At 65.0% G+C, this 14,563-nt stretch carries 14 protein-coding genes; 4 read left to right on the top strand and 10 right to left on the bottom strand.

The window, feature by feature from the left end:
• Positions 1 to 5 precede the first annotated feature (5 nt).
• The 6 genes from AC1DJT_RS10920 to AC1DJT_RS10895 all read right to left on the bottom strand — a co-directional run bounded on the left by AC1DJT_RS10920 (position 6) and on the right by AC1DJT_RS10895 (position 5,104).
• Positions 6 to 437, bottom strand: coding sequence for an NAD(P) transhydrogenase subunit alpha part 2 (locus tag AC1DJT_RS10920; RefSeq protein ID WP_069879377.1), 432 nt, complete (start codon positions 435 to 437; stop codon positions 6 to 8).
• A gap of 26 nt (positions 438 to 463) precedes the next feature.
• Positions 464 to 1,603: a Re/Si-specific NAD(P)(+) transhydrogenase subunit alpha gene (locus AC1DJT_RS10915; RefSeq protein ID WP_441506981.1), complete on the bottom strand. Its 1,140-nt coding sequence runs from the start codon at positions 1,601 to 1,603 to the stop codon at positions 464 to 466.
• 22 nt (positions 1,604 to 1,625) lie between these two features.
• A complete protein-coding gene (locus tag AC1DJT_RS10910) occupies positions 1,626 to 1,913 on the bottom strand; it encodes an aa3-type cytochrome c oxidase subunit IV (protein ID WP_476834054.1) in 288 nt (95 codons plus the stop codon).
• Positions 1,914 to 2,082: 169 nt separating this feature from the next.
• Positions 2,083 to 3,450, bottom strand: a complete 1,368-nt coding sequence (locus AC1DJT_RS10905) for an ABC1 kinase family protein (protein ID WP_441506980.1) — start codon at positions 3,448 to 3,450, stop codon at positions 2,083 to 2,085.
• Positions 3,451 to 3,567: 117 nt separating this feature from the next.
• A complete protein-coding gene (locus AC1DJT_RS10900; RefSeq protein WP_476769469.1) occupies positions 3,568 to 4,047 on the bottom strand; it encodes an SRPBCC family protein in 480 nt (159 codons plus the stop codon).
• Between the two features lie 172 nt (positions 4,048 to 4,219).
• Positions 4,220 to 5,104: a beta-keto acid cleavage family enzyme gene (locus tag AC1DJT_RS10895; protein WP_476834053.1), complete on the bottom strand. Its 885-nt coding sequence runs from the start codon at positions 5,102 to 5,104 to the stop codon at positions 4,220 to 4,222.
• A gap of 178 nt (positions 5,105 to 5,282) precedes the next feature.
• On the opposite strand from AC1DJT_RS10895, the gene AC1DJT_RS10890 reads away from it, so the two are divergent.
• Together AC1DJT_RS10890 and AC1DJT_RS10885 are read left to right on the top strand one after the other, a co-directional pair.
• Positions 5,283 to 5,735, top strand: a complete 453-nt coding sequence (locus tag AC1DJT_RS10890; protein ID WP_476834052.1) for a MaoC/PaaZ C-terminal domain-containing protein — start codon at positions 5,283 to 5,285, stop codon at positions 5,733 to 5,735.
• Positions 5,735 to 7,366 (top strand): acyl-CoA synthetase, encoded by a 1,632-nt coding sequence (locus tag AC1DJT_RS10885; protein ID WP_476834051.1) that lies wholly within the window; start codon positions 5,735 to 5,737, stop codon positions 7,364 to 7,366. Before AC1DJT_RS10890 ends, AC1DJT_RS10885 begins: the two co-directional genes overlap by 1 nt.
• Before the next feature lie 29 nt (positions 7,367 to 7,395).
• Here the strand turns inward: AC1DJT_RS10885 and AC1DJT_RS10880 are convergent, their stop codons facing one another.
• The 4 genes from AC1DJT_RS10880 to AC1DJT_RS10865 form a co-directional block, all read right to left on the bottom strand.
• Positions 7,396 to 8,166, bottom strand: coding sequence for an alpha/beta fold hydrolase (locus AC1DJT_RS10880; protein ID WP_476769467.1), 771 nt, complete (start codon positions 8,164 to 8,166; stop codon positions 7,396 to 7,398).
• Between the two features lie 306 nt (positions 8,167 to 8,472).
• Positions 8,473 to 9,327 (bottom strand): PCC domain-containing protein, encoded by an 855-nt coding sequence (locus AC1DJT_RS10875; RefSeq protein ID WP_441488175.1) that lies wholly within the window; start codon positions 9,325 to 9,327, stop codon positions 8,473 to 8,475.
• Complete coding sequence (locus tag AC1DJT_RS10870; RefSeq protein ID WP_476834050.1) at positions 9,327 to 10,967, bottom strand: acyl-CoA synthetase; 1,641 nt, start codon at positions 10,965 to 10,967, stop codon at positions 9,327 to 9,329. The genes AC1DJT_RS10875 and AC1DJT_RS10870 overlap by 1 nt, the downstream gene beginning before the upstream one ends.
• Position 10,968: 1 nt before the next feature.
• Complete coding sequence (locus AC1DJT_RS10865) at positions 10,969 to 11,832, bottom strand: IclR family transcriptional regulator (RefSeq protein ID WP_441506974.1); 864 nt, start codon at positions 11,830 to 11,832, stop codon at positions 10,969 to 10,971.
• Positions 11,833 to 12,149: 317 nt separating this feature from the next.
• On the opposite strand from AC1DJT_RS10865, the gene AC1DJT_RS10860 reads away from it, so the two are divergent.
• Together AC1DJT_RS10860 and AC1DJT_RS10855 are read left to right on the top strand one after the other, a co-directional pair.
• A complete protein-coding gene (locus AC1DJT_RS10860) occupies positions 12,150 to 14,018 on the top strand; it encodes a TRAP transporter large permease (RefSeq protein ID WP_441488172.1) in 1,869 nt (622 codons plus the stop codon).
• Between the two features lie 143 nt (positions 14,019 to 14,161).
• Positions 14,162 to 14,563: TRAP transporter substrate-binding protein (locus tag AC1DJT_RS10855; protein WP_476834049.1), on the top strand; the 402-nt coding region annotated here is incomplete at its 3' end.

Genomic DNA, 14,563 nt, shown 5'->3' with positions numbered 1-14,563 from the left:
TGCGCTCAGCCCTTCTTCTTGTACATCGAGAGCATGCGCTCGGTGACGAGGAAGCCRCCAAAGATGTTCACGGACGCCAGGACCAGCGCGACGAAGCCAAAAATCTTGGCCCAGATCGGACCATCGCCCAGAGCAGGCGCCGCATTCACGCCAACGGCGAGCAGCGCGCCGACGACGATGACGGAGGAGATCGCGTTGGTCACCGACATCAGCGGCGTGTGCAGTGCCGGCGTCACCGACCAGACGACATAGTAGCCGACGAAGACCGCGAGCACGAAGATCGCAAGCCGATAGACCGTCGGGTCCACGCCGGTAGCGGCACCGGCGGCGGCCGCAGCCTGCTCGGCATAGCGCTCCGCCAGTTCTGCAGCCTGTTTCGCGAGGGCAGCCGCCGAGCGGGCCTGCTCGAGCGCTTGTTCAGGTGTCGGATTAGCCATGGTCGGACACTCCCCCTAGCGATGCTTCAGGCCTTCGGCGCGAAATTCGGATGAACCACCGCGCCGTCCCGGGTCAGCGCAGTCGCCTTCACCAGCTCGTCGTCCCAGTTCACCGCGAGCTTCTTCTCGCCCTTGTCGATCAGCGTTTCGACGAAGGCGAAGAGATTCTTGGCGTAGAGGCTGGAGGATGTCGCAGGCAGACGCCCGGGCACATTCAGATGGCCCACGATCTTGACGCCATTCGGCGTGGTCACGATCTCGCCCGGCTTGGCGAGCTCGCAATTGCCGCCGCGCTCGACGGCGAGATCGATGATCACCGAACCCGCCTTCATGCTTTCGACCATCGCGGCGGTGATCAGCTTCGGCGCCGGGCGGCCCGGGATCAGCGCGGTCGTGATGACGATGTCCTGCTTGGCGATGTGGCCGGCGGTGAGCTCGGCCTGCTTTGCCTGGTATTCCGCGGACATTTCCTTGGCGTAGCCGCCGGCGGTCTGCGCCTGCTTGAACTCCTCGTCCTCGACGGCGAGGAATTTCGCACCGAGCGACTCGACCTGTTCCTTCGTGGCGGGGCGCACGTCGGTCGCGGTGACGATGGCGCCCAGACGCCGCGCAGTCGCGATTGCCTGCAGGCCGGCGACGCCGACGCCCATGATGAAGATCTTCGCCGCGGGAACCGTGCCTGCCGCCGTCATCATCATCGGGAGAGCCCGGCCATACTCGGCGGCGCCGTCGATCACGGCCCGATAGCCGGCGAGATTGGCCTGAGAGGACAGGACGTCCATCACCTGCGCACGGGTGATGCGCGGCATGAATTCCATGGCGAAAGCAGCGACATTGGCCTTCGCAAGGCCTTCGACTGCGGCCTCGTTACCGTAAGGATCCATGATGCCGACGACGAGCGCGCCCGCCGGCAGGCCGGCGAGTTCGCTCTCGGCCGGGCGGCGCACCTTGAGAACGATATCGGCGCCCTTCAGCGCCTCCTTGGCGTTCTTGGCGGTGGTCGCGCCRGCAGCCTGGTAGTCCGCGTCGGTAATACCGGAAGCGAGCCCCGCTCCCTTCTCCACTGCGACATCGGCCCCGAGGCCAATGAACTTGCGGACGGTTTCCGGCGTCACGGCGACGCGGGTTTCCGTCCCTTGCGTTTCGGCTGGGACAGCAATGCGCATGGCAGGCGGGGCCTTTCCGGCGTTACATCAGGAGGAGCGCGAGCAGCATCAGAACCAGCGGAACCGCCGGTGCACGCCAGGACAGCGAGGGAGCGGCAATGCCGACGCCTGTGGCGACGAGGGTCAGGAGCGTTCCGACGACCGCAGTACCCCAGGCATGCTTGGTTCCGCCCACGGCGAGCGCCGCGACGATGGCAAGGCAGGCTGCAGTGGTAACTTCGGCCATGTGGACKAAGCCGCGATAGGTCCGCTCGTGTTCCGGATAATCCATCTGCGGAGCATCGGCTGCGCTGTGTCCGTGGTGGGCCATAAAAACTGTTCCCGCATAAAAAGGTCTCATTGCCGTGTAGCGCACCAGCGAAGGGTCTGGCAACGCGTCAACACGCCATCGCCGCCTGTTTCAGGGGCATTTCAGGCAGTGAAACCGCTTGCTCTGCAAAGCCCTGGTAACAGCGGGGATGCCGGAACGAACATCCCCGTCAATGCGCAGCGGCCAATCCGGCGCGATCGAGTGCCTTCGCCTGAACGTCAGCCACATGCTCGGTCGAGAAATTCTCGATTTCCTGCTCGAACAGGCGATGGAAATTCAGCTCGGCATCGAGATGCAGGAAGACGCCGCCGAGGCCGATCGCGGCGCGGTCCATGAAGACGAATTCACGCGGCACGGTCACCGGCCCGCGCTTCTTCAGCGCCTGATGCACCTGGAAGGCCTGCTTGCGGCCATACTCCGCCGGGCTGACATCTTCGGCGATGCGCCGGGCCCTGTCCTCCAGCAACGGCCCGTAGATGAAACGCGCCCAGATGTTGAGGGTGTCGACCAACTCCTTGGTCAGCCCCTTGAAGCCCCAGGTCTCATAGGCGTGGATCACGCGCGCCTGGTCATTCTCCAGGAGGCCGCGATAGAGATCGACCACCCCGCCGACGAAGGAGGGGGGGAAGATCCGGATGCAGCCATAATCGAGCAGGTTGATGCCTTGTGGCGCACCATCCTCCGAGAACACCGTGTAGTTTCCGAGATGCGGGTCGCCGTGAATGACGCCGTGATGGCTGAAGGGGCGCCACCAGGCACGGAACATCGCGGTCGAGATCCGATCGCGGGACTCCTGCCCGTCCTGCTTATGGTCGAGGATTCGGTCACCCTCGAGCCAGTGCATGGTCAAGAGCCGGCGGGTCGACAGCCCGGCTTCCAGCGTCGGCACGCGCACGTCCGACGTCTCGGCCAGCATCGCGCGGTAAAGCGCGATATGTTTCGCCTCGCGGACGTAGTCGAGTTCCTCTCGCACCCGCGCGCCGATCTCCTTGGCGATCTCTGTGGTGTCGATCACCGGATCCATGCGTCGATGCAGCGCAAACAGGATGTCGAGCTGGGCGATATCGGCCTCGACCGCTGATTCCATATCCGGATATTGCAGTTTGCAGGCGACCGGCACGCCATCATGCGTCGTCGCCCGGTGCACCTGGCCGAGCGACGCTGCCGCCGCAGGCTTCAGGTCGAACTCGGCGAAGCGCATGCGCCATTGCGGCCCGAGCTCCGCCATCATGCGGCGCTTGACGAAGGCCGGCCCCATCGGCGGCGCCTGCGATTGCAGCTTCTGCAGCTCGGCGGCGTATTCCGGCGGCACGACGTCGGGAATGGTGGCGACGAGCTGCGCCACCTTCATGATCGGCCCCTTCAGCCCACCCAGCGCCTTGGCCAGCGCCTCGGCATTGCTGAGATTGCGGCCTTCCAGTCCGAGCAGCCGCGTCCCGGCAATGCGTGCCGCGACCCCACCGACATTCGCCCCGACGCGGGCGTAACGGGCTGCGCGGGCGGAGAAACGATTGGCTTCGCTGTCGCGTTCGGACATGTCGCTCACAGGATTGGCTGCAGGGTCGCGCCCAGGATGTAGGGCACGATCACGGCAGAACCAATGCTACATCATGCCCCGTCGGCGCAGCACGGTACCGTGCGCGCCCGGCGCCCTTCACTCGAGGAAGGCCGCAAGGTTCGCCAGCGTCGACCTCAAACCCACATCGTGGTCCTCCTGCCGGATGCCCGCGGGCACGTTCTCGCAGAGGATGGTGACCTCTGTGCCGCTCCCGACCGGAGCGAGGCTCCATGACATCGTCATCGTACCCGCGAAAGACGGATCCTCCGACACGAACTCAACCGACTGTACGATCCGCTCGTCCGGAATCAGCTCCAGAAAACGACCCTGAACGATGTCGGTGTTCTCCGAGGTCTTGCCGGCCCCTGAATGCTGCGATGCCTCATAGGTCAGGACCATGCGATAGCGTCCGCTGACCCGCGGTTCGAATGCGAGGATCTCGCCCGTCATGCCGCGTGGCGGGTTCCAGGACGCCAACGACTTGGGGTCAACGAAGGCGCGGTAGATGGCTTGTGGAGACGCTTGGACGATCCTCGAAGCGGAGTCCGTTCTCGTCCTGGCGCCAGGATTGGTCATGGCGTCCCTCCTTTCGGGCAGTACACGTTGCTCTTCAACTGCGGCATCGATGCCGTCCAGAGGAGCCCAGCTTCCTCAATGCGACGTTTGCAAACTCCGTTCCGCGCAGGTGGCCAGCACCACTTGAACCTGGATTGACCAGCAGTCACCTCCCGTCCAGATTCGCTGGTTTCTATCCAACCCGCGCCGCGAGGTCGGCCCTGACATCCGCCGCACCGACAACCCGTCCACCGGCGGCTTCGACCCGTTTGACAGCTTCCGCGATCAGCGCGGCATTGTTCCGTGTCTCGCCGAAGGGCGCGTCTTCCAGTCCGGCACGAACATGCACACCGCGGGCAACCGCGTGCGGGATCAGGTTGCCAAGTTCCACGCCCAGCCCCGCGATCATCACGGGCGCCTGCGGCGCAACCTCGGCAAGCAGCGCAAGATGGGCCTCGAGCGCATAGGACTTCGGCGGGAAGCCCCAGGCAAAGGCGTCCGAGAACATCAGCCGGTAGATCGGCATCGGCATGCCGGGATAGGCCTTGGCCAGCGCAGCTCCCAGGCGTGTGAAGCCTGGCTCGTAAATGGCATAGCTCGGATGGACCTTATGGCGCTGCGCCACCTCCATGCCCTCGCGAATATGCTCGCCGGGGTTCTGGTAGATGAAGCCTGCCTCGCCTTGTGGGATGCCGGCAAAGGTCGTCCAGTTGCAGGACCCGGGATCGAGCACGCCCCACTCGACCAGGCCGCGCTTCGCCAGCTCCTCCAGATGCCAGTAACGGCCGGAACCGACGATATCGCCGGCATAGCCGGAGCCGACGATCGGGATGGTCGGATAGACGATGGCATCGACCTTGGTGCGGATGCCCTCGATCGCCYGCGCATAGAGTTCCCAGTCGTCGCGCTGGCGGCCGGTCACGAGGTCGTAGACATGAAGATGGACAATGGCCGCCCCGGCCTCGACCGCCGCAATGCCGTCGGCAACAATCTCGGGGATGCTGATCGGAATGCCGGGCTGACGCTCCCTGCCCCAGGGGCCGTTGATCGCGGCTTCGATCCAGATCGGTGTGCTCACGGCGTTTCGTCCTCAGGCCAGGTGTCGGGAACCGAGCGAGCGTCCCCCTCGATGTCGATGCAAGTGAGAACCGAGTGTCGCCAACAGTGCAATACCACGGTGAGCAAATGAGCTCTGCTTCGGCCTTGCCAGCAACCCGCGCCAGCACGCTAGAATGAGCAAAAGCCGGGAGGAACGGATGGGGCTCCATTTCGAGGACTTTGACCTCGACAGCAGCGTCACGACCCGCGGGCGTACMGTCGGCGAGGGTGACATCACGCTGTTCGCCGGCCTTTCCGGCGATTTCAACCCGCTGCATGTCGACAGCGAGTATTGCGCAGGCACGCCCTTCGGCGAGCGCATCGCCCACGRCCCCCTGACGCTCGCCATGGCGATCGGCCTGATGTCGCAGCAGAACCTGATCGATGCCACCACCATGGGCCTGCTCGATCTGCACTGGACATTTACCGGGCCGGTGAAGGTCGGCGACACGGTCCATGCCGTCGTCACAGCCGTCGAAAAGACACCCAGCCGCAAGCCGGACCGCGGCATCGTCACCCTGCGCCTCGAGGTGCACAACCAGCGCGGCGAGCACATCCAGACCGGCCATCTCAAGCTGCTGATGAAGCGCCGCACTGGGGATCAAGGCTGATGTTGGAACGGCKCCCCAGCTATCGCGAGACCTTTGAGCGGTTCGCCTGGCAGATCCCCGAGCGGTTCAATATCGGCGTCGCAGCCTGCGACCGCCACGCGGACGGCAGTGGCAAGCCGGCGCTGATCTATGAAGACCAGGGGCACGGCGTCGCGACGATGAGTTTCGACGCGCTCAAGCTCGACACGAACCGGCTCGCCAATATGCTGCGTGCCCATGGCGTCAAACCGGGTGAGCGCGTCGGCATCCTGCTGCCGCAACGCCCGGAAACGGCGATGGCCCATCTCGCCATCTACAAGATGGGTGCGATCGCCCTGCCGCTCTTCACCCAGTTCGGACCGGATGCGCTTGAACACCGGCTGCAGCATAGCGGCGCCTGCACGCTGATCACCGATGGCGAGAACATTGCCAAGGTCGAGGCGATCCGCGGGAGCCTGCCGGAACTCAGGCGGATCGTCCTGATCGACGGCGCAGGCCACCTCGACTTCTGGAGCGAGTTGAACAAGGCGTCCGACAGTTTCACGCCTCTCGACACCACGCCCGACGATCCGGCGCTGATCATCTACACCTCCGGCACCACGGGAAAGCCCAAGGGCGCGCTGCATGCCCACCGTGTGCTGCTCGGCCATCTACCCGGCGTGCAATTGCCGCAGGAATTCTTCCCGCAGGCCGGCGACCTGTTCTGGACGCCGGCGGACTGGGCCTGGGCCGGCGGATTGCTCGATGTTCTGCTGCCGAGCCTCTATTTCGGCGTTCCGGTGCTGGCCTCGCGTGCCCGCAAATTCGATCCCGAGGCAGCCTTCGACCTGATGGCGCGCCACAGCATCCGCAACGCCTTCCTGCCACCGACAGCGCTGAAGCTGATGCGGCAGGTTCACAATCCAAGAGAGCGCTTCGCCTATGCGATGCGCTCGATCGGCACCGGCGGCGAAACACTCGGCGCCGATATGCTAGCCTGGAGCAAGGAAACCTTCGGCTTCGAGGTCAACGAATTCTACGGCCAGACCGAAGCCAATCTGATCGTCTCCAACTGCGCCAGTCTGTTCCCGGTCAAGCCTGGCTCGATGGGGCGCGCCGTTCCCGGCCATCGCGTCGCGGTGATCTCGCCAGAGGGCGCGGTCCTGCCTGCTGGAGAGCAGGGGCTGATTGCGGTCGCGCGACCTGACCCCGTGATGATGCTGGAATACTGGCGCCAACCCGAGGCGACAACGGCGAAATTCCTCGGCGACTGGCTCGTCACCGGCGATACCGGCGCCTGCGACGAAGACGGCTATTTCTGGTTCCAGGGCCGTGATGACGACATCATTTCCAGCGGCTCCTATCGCATTGGCCCCGGCGATATCGAGGATTGCATCATCCGCCACCCCGCCGTGCTGATGGTTGCCGTGGTCGGCAGTCCGGACCCGCTGCGGACGGAGGTGGTCAAAGCTTTTGTCCTGCCGAAACCGGAGATCACCGCCTCGGCGGCGCTCGCCGCCGAGATCCAGGACTTCGTCAAATCGCGCCTCGCSGCCTACCAGTATCCGCGCGAGATCGAGTTCGTGACGGAATTGCCGATGACGCCGACCGGCAAGATCAGGCGCAAGGATCTGCGGGACCAGGAGATCGCAAGGAAGCGGGGCGGCGAATAGCCAGGCGGAGGCGATTCAAAGCCAAATCTTCATGAGCCTCTCTTCATGAGGAAGGCCCCCGTCGCCTCGAAGAGCCCGGAGCGCGCATGCTCGAGATGCATCAGATGCGTGCCCTCGGGAATGACGACATCTCGGGTTTCGCTCGTGCCAAGCCGCCCGCGCATCCATTGCGCATCGCTTTCCCTGCACAGGCTGTCCCAGGCGCCGCGCACGATCAGGGTCGGCGCCGTGATGCGAGACGGGTCGTAGCCGAGCCGCCCCAACCAGGCCGAGGCGATATCGGCGCGAGGCCCGGAGGGAATCTTGACCGCCGGTTCAGGCCTTCTGCTTGCGGCTTGCGCATCGCTGGCGAGATAGGCTGGACCCCAGTCTGCGAGCGTGGGTTCGATCAGGACCGGGGAGTGGCCATGCGGGACGTCCTCGATGAAGCGCGCGAGCTGGTCGGCAACCGAGACGAGACGCCACGCCCCGATGCTCTCCGGCGCAAGGAGGCCTGGGGTCTTGCGTTGCGCGATGGGCCCGAACAGGACCAGTCGCTCGACACGCTCCGGATGCAGCGAGGCAAGGAGCCCGGCGACGATGCTGCCCCAGGAATGCGCGATGAGCGACACTCGGGCCCGTCCGGTTAGGTCCAGCACGTGCTCGATCACCCGCGCCAGCTGTTTTGCGGCCTCTGGCGCGCGCCCGGATGGCGCATTGTCAGGCGCCTGGGCAAGGAAGCTCGCGGGCCTGTCCGAGCCGCCATAGCCCGCGAGATCAAAGCTCCAGACATCGAAGCCGCGCTCCTGCAGGTCGTCCATCCAGGAACGCCCGTCGAAGCGGTATGCAACAGAAAGGCCGACGGAAAGGTCGCGCCATGAACGTAGACGACGCTCGGCCCGGCCCCAGCCGCACGCCGGACCAGCAAGCCGGGCGTCTCGGCCGTTTCCGTCAACCGCATGACCTCGCCCGCGGCGATGGCGCGCGCTGTGTTGATCGAAGCTATGTTCATGGCTGGCTCCCGCCCTTGCTGGGTGGGCGGGAGACTGCGCCTGCGAATACGCGCTGACACCTGGAAACACTTCGGTGCCGACCGAAGGCTTCGGTGGGACTGCCTCTCTGGGCGCCTACAAGGCCTCGAGTACCAGCTCGAAGGTCATCAACACCGGATTGTCGCCACGTCTCAGACGGCCCTGCGCCATCGCACCGGTGAAATCGACCAGCGCCACATCGATCTCTGCGGCAAGTCGCCCCTGCGCGGGTTCGATGACCCCGGCCTGAATCGCGACTTCGGTCGCGAAATTCTCGACGATCCGGCCATCCTCGAAATGCGCGCCGATGGTGCTGCCGACGCCGCCATGGATGACGGCACGCCGGATGCCGCGTTCGGCACAGAACTCTTCCAGCGCCGTGGTGAAATCGACATTCGGGCCCACACGCAGGGCGAAATAACGCCCTTCGCGCGAAGCGCCGGAGAATGGCACTGCGACCGGGCCAAACAGCTTGAAATTCGTCTCCGGATCGGGCGCGGCGGCAAAACCGGCGCCATCGAGGCCCAGCGCCGGTACGGTGACCGTTTCCGCGAGCACGGTGTCGTCCGGCAGGATATGACCGCCGCTGACCTTGCCGTCCGCTTCCGTCCAGAGCGCGTGGCAGTGGAAGAAGGGCGCTCCATCACGCATACCGAAGGTCATCGCCCCCGTCTCGACGCGCGTCACGCCGGCAGGCCGAAACGTGTCGCTATAGAAGGCGGCATGCTCCGGTGTCTTCGACAGCGCCGGCATCACATAKGCGAAGGGTCCTAGGACGAGCCCATCGACCGTGACCACGCCACTGGTGAAGCCCATTGCCGCAAAGCCGCGGCGCACCGCTTCCAGAAGCGGAAGCCCGGCCGCGAGAGACATCCTGAAGCGTCGGCCATGCGCTTCGATCCATTGAATGCGCTCAGGCGCAGCGGGACCGGGCTGGATGATCTGCCGCATCACCTTTCGCCCCGCATCCGGGCGAGTTCGCCGCGCGCTTCAAGCTCGTCCTTGACCAGCCGCTTCGGCACCTTGCCGTAACCCGACTTCGGCAGCGCCTCCCAGAACAGGAAGCGCTTCGGCATCTTGTAGCGGGCGATCTTGGTCGAGAGGAACTCGGCGAGTTCGGCCTCGCTGGCCTGCGCCCCCGAACATGCGACGCAGACGGCGATACCGATCTCGCCCCAGACCGGATCGGGCACGCCGACCACGGCCACCTMCGCGATTGCCGGATGGGTCAGGATCTTCTCCTCGATCTCGCGCGGGTAGATGTTCGAGCCGCCGGAAATGTACATATCGGACGCGCGCCCGGTAATGTAGATAAAGCCCTGTTCGTCCATGTGACCGAGGTCACCCGTACGGAACCAGCCGTCGCGGAACGATTTCGCATTGGCCTCGGGGTTGTCGTAGTAGCCCGCGAACACGGCCGGGCCGACGACGCAGATTTCGCCCTGCTCCCCTGCCGCGACCTCACGCCCCTCATCATCCTGGATCTGGACCTGCATTCCCGTGCGCTCGAAGCCGCAGGTCCCGATACGCGCATTCGGGCCATCCTCGGGATCATGCAGGGCTGGCGGCAGCACCGTGATATTGCCGGTGACCTCACCGAGCCCGAAATACTGCACGATCACCTTGCCCAGCTTGGCAAGCGCCGCCTTCTGATCCTCGCGATACATAGGCGCGCCGGCATAGATGACATAGCGCAGCGAGGAGTGGTCATGCGTGTCGACGGCCGGATGCTCGACCAGCATCTTCAGGATCGTCGGCACGGTGAAGATATTGGTGATGCGGTGGCGCGCGATCAGGCGATAGGYCTCGTCGACGTCGAAACGCTCCGACGGCAGCAGGATCGTCGGCGCGCCGCGCGCCGAGATGACGAGCTGGTGCACGCCCGCGCCATGCGAGAGAGGCGCGACCACGAGCGATGCATCCGACTCCGTCGTTCCCGGCATCAGGTCGCAGAGATGATTGGTGACGACGAAACCCATCTGGCCATGGGTGAGCACCGCGGCCTTCGAGCGCCCCGTGGTCCCCGAGGTAAAGAAGAACCAGCAGGGATCATCACGCTCGACCGCGGCATTCGCAACGCTTGCACCAGCATGGCGCGCGATCATCTCGCCGACCTCGGCCTCGCCAAAAGCTCCTGCCCCGATACGCCAGGTAAAGCCCAACGCGGGTTCAGCAGTGGCGACCGCCGCAGCATGCTCCGGAAAATCGCCATGGCACAGGAAGGCCTTCGCACCGGACGCCGTCGCGAGATAGGCGACCTCGTCCGGCAGCAGCCTGAAATTGGTCGGCACCCAGACGGCACCAAGCCGAAAGGCCGCGAACATCGAGAAGAACATCGCCTCGCAGTTCTTCGAATGAACCAGGATGCGGTCCCCCTTGCCGATGCCTCGCGTCGCCAGCGCCGCGGCCAGCGCCGAAACCTGCGCATCGATCTCGGCCCATTTCCACTGCCTGTCCCCCCAGATGAAGCCAGGGCGCTGGCCGAAGCGGCGCGCATTCTGGGTGACGATATGGGCAAGGTTCATCACGCGGCGCGTCACGGGTGCGACGCCGCCGCGCGGGGCGGCCTGGCTGGCAAGGGCTTCGGTCACGTCAGACGCTCCTCGATTTTGTAATTGGGCGTGCTCCCTGCTGCGGGCTGCCGCCTTGGGATGTCTTGCGGACGAACATCTGCGCGAGCAGGCGCTCCATCCTCTCGGCCTCGGTCGAAAGATGGCGCGCCAACTCGACCTGGCGCGCGGGAACCATGCGGCTGTCGATCGCCGCCAGGCTGAGTGCGCCGGCGACGCGGCCGTCCGGATAGCGGAAGGCGATGCCGACGCCCCAGGAACTGGCCACCAGCCGGCCGGGATTGAGCGAAAAACCACGCTCGCGGGCCAACGCCAGATCGGCGCGGATCTCGTCAGGCGGAAAACCGGGATACTGCGTCAGCAGCGCTTTCTCGTTCGCCGCCATGACCCGCTCTACCTCGCCGTCCGGCAGCGCTGCCAGCATGGCCAGCGAGCCGGCGCCGACCCCGAGCGGGTGCTGCTGGCCAGTCTGCAGCGCGTGGGTCCGGACCGGATAGGTTCCTTCCTCCCGATGCAGGCAGACCGAGTAATTYTCGCGCCGGATCGAGAGAAAGCTCGTATCCATGGTGATCTCCGACAGGCGCCTCAGGCTCTCCATGGCCAGTTCGAGCAGCCCGTGCCGGCGCGCGGCCAGCACGCCCAGCACGAAAGCCTCCTCGCCGAGGCAGTAATGCCGCGACACAGCCTCCTGCTCGACGAGTCCCGCGCGCATCAGGGCGAGCAGCAGCCGCCGCGCCGTCGGCTTGTTGAGCCCGCTTTCGATGACGATATCGCTCAGCGGCAACCCGCCCGCGGGCTCACGACCGATCAAAGCCAGGAGCCGCAAGGCCCGATCGACACTCTGCGAACCCGAGAGATCACCGGCTGATGCAACGAAATGTTCCATCCTGCGGCCTCAGAGACAGTCCATAATATGGACCCTTTGGTTGTTTTCAGCAGCCTAGTTCGGGCTCAGATAGATTGCAACGCAGGCCTGCTCGTGTATTCTTGGCCACGTCCGCTGGATCATTCATCCACAGTATGGACCGCGCCGGGCCTCAAGAACGTTCACAAGATCGGCGCGCGGGAGGAAGGGCAGATGTTGTCACGGGATTCCGGCTGGCCGGAGGCCAACGCCATGACTGAAGCGGATATCCGCTGCGGTTCCGTTCCGACATGCGCACGCTCCGGCGTTGCCGTGCGGACGCAGGCTTGAGCCCGGGCATGGCACAGCTCAGCGAGAGCATTGTTCCTTCAGAGAACCCGCTGGATACGGATGCAATCCGCACTGGCTCGGCGATCATGCGGCCGATCGAGATGATCAGCGCCGCACTGCTGCTCCTGATCGTCGGGCTGCTGCTGCTCGGCGTCACCACGCGCTATGTTTTCTCCCTGCCGATTGTCTGGATCGACGAAGCCGCCTCGATCTCTTTCCTCTGGCTCGCCATGCTCGGCTCTGCGATCGCGATCGATCGCAACGAGCATCTCAAGCTGACGCTCTTCATCGGCATGATGCCTGAGCGCATGAGCCAGTTCGTGCAGACGCTGGCCCTGGTCGTGGTTGCCGCCTTCCTCGCGGCCATGATCCACCCGGCGATCGACTACACAATCGAGGAATCCTACGTCACCTCGGCCGCGCTCAACATTCCAAACAGCTGGCGCGTGTCGGCCATCGCATGCGGCATCACCATGATGTTCGTGCTGACGGTTCGCCATGCCATCCGCACCGCGAGGCTGCCGGACCTGATCGTCGCCGTCGCGCTCGTGGCCGGGCTCGCCGCCGCCTGCTGGGGGTTGATGCCGGTCTTCAAGGGTCTCGGCTACACCAACATCCTGATCTTCCTCGTCGTCACGGTGGCACTCTGCCTCGCTGCCGGCGTGCCGATCGCCTTCTGCTTCGGTATGGGTACGCTCGCCTTCCTCGCCTTCAGCACCAATGTCCCGATGATCGTGATGATCGGACGCATGGACGAGGGCATGTCGAGCATCATCCTGCTCTCCGTGCCGATCTTCGTGCTGCTCGGCTGCATTCTCGATGCGACCGGCATGGGCAAGGCGATTGTCGACTTCCTCGCCTCGATGCTCGGCCATGTCCGCGCCGGCATGTCCTATGTGCTGCTCGGCTCACTCTTCCTGGTCTCGGGCATTTCGGGCTCGAAAGTCTCCGACATGGCAACGGTGGCGCCCGCGCTCTTTCCCGAGATGAAGCGCCGCGGCTACCAGCCCAAGGAGCTCATCGCCCTGCTCTCGACCGGCGCGGCCATGGCCGACACGGTGCCCCCGAGCATCGTCCTGATCGTGCTCGGCTCGGTCGCGGGCGTCTCGATCGCCGGTTTGTTCAATGCCGGCTTCGGCATCGCCATGGTGCTCCTCGTCGCACTGGCGCTGCTGGCACGCTGGAAAGCCATCGGCGAAGACATGAAGGGCGTGCGGCGCGCGCCCATGGCCGTGATCGGGCGGACCGCTCTGGTCGCGGGTCCGGCTCTCGTCCTGCCCTTCCTGATCCGCGGCGTGGTCGGCGGAGGCATTGCCACCGCGACCGAGGTCTCGACCATTGCGGTGCTCTACGCCTTCGTCATTGGCATCATCCTCTATGGCGGCATCGGCCTGCGCAAATGCTACGCGATGCTGGTCGAGACGGCGGCGCTCTCGGGCGCGATCCTGATGATCCTCGGCACCGCGCTCGCCATGGCCTGGGCCCTGACCCAGACCGGCTTCGCGCGCGACCTCGCCACTTTCATGGCCGGCCTGCCGGGCGGCTGGCTGACCTTCATGGCAGTGACGATCGTCGTCTTCCTGGTTCTGGGCTGCGTGCTCGAAGGCCTGCCCGCGATCGTGTTGATGGCGCCGCTGATGTTCCCGATCGCCAAGAATCTCGGCATCAACGATGTGCACTATTCGATGGTGGTGGTCACGGCGATGAATATCGGCCTGATGACCCCCCCGATCGGAATCGGCTTCTACATCGCCTGCAAGATCGGCAATGTCTCGCCGGATGAGGCGATGGGCGCGATCTGGCCCTATCTCGTCGCGCTGCTGATCGGCCTTGTCGTCATTGCAGTCGTGCCCGGCCTGTCGACCTGGGTGCTCTGATGCTCCGGCATGGTCGCCACCATCGCAGTGAGGGTTGCAGGGCTGCGGTCCGGAACGCGAGAATTTAGGATAACCGAGATCCCGTCGTCGCGAAGCAAACCAGCGGCGGCGTGAAAGCAACATCGACAGGGAGAGAAACGCTCATGACCATCTCACGCCGCACTCTGCTGCAGGGCACCGCCGCTGCCGCCACCATCGGCTCCTTCCATATCGGCAGGGCCGAGGCGCAGACCGCTGAATTCACCTACAAATACGCCAACAACCTGCCCGTCGCGCACCCGATGAATATCCGCGCCAACGAGGCAGCGGAGAAGATCAAGCAGGACACCAAGGGCCGGGTCGTCATCCAGATCTTCCCGAACAATCAGCTCGGTTCCGACACCGACATGCTGAGCCAGGTCCGTTCGGGCGGCGTCGAGTTCTTCACGCTCTCGCCGCTGATCCTCTCGACACTGGTTCCGAACGCCTCGCTCAGCGGCATCGGCTTCGCCTTCCCGAACTATGATGCGGTCTGGAAGGCCTTGGACGGTGAACTCGGCGCCTAT

It is taken from the genome of Allobosea sp. 05T422_2, assembly GCF_056396265.1.
Note: the sequence above shows the minus strand (reverse complement) of the source record. Positions and strands in the feature narration are given on the sequence as shown.

Bases quoted from the DNA above. Each gene is read 5' to 3' on its own strand.
- AC1DJT_RS10880 (WP_476769467.1), bottom strand. From the start codon at position 8,166: ATGGACGACCTGCAGGAGCGCGGCTTCGATGTCTGGAGCTTTGATCTC.
- AC1DJT_RS10905 (WP_441506980.1), bottom strand. From the start codon at position 3,450: ATGTCCGAACGCGACAGCGAAGCCAATCGTTTCTCCGCCCGCGCAGCC.
- AC1DJT_RS10900 (WP_476769469.1), bottom strand. From the start codon at position 4,047: ATGACCAATCCTGGCGCCAGGACGAGAACGGACTCCGCTTCGAGGATC.
- AC1DJT_RS10860 (WP_441488172.1), top strand. From the start codon at position 12,150: ATGGCACAGCTCAGCGAGAGCATTGTTCCTTCAGAGAACCCGCTGGAT.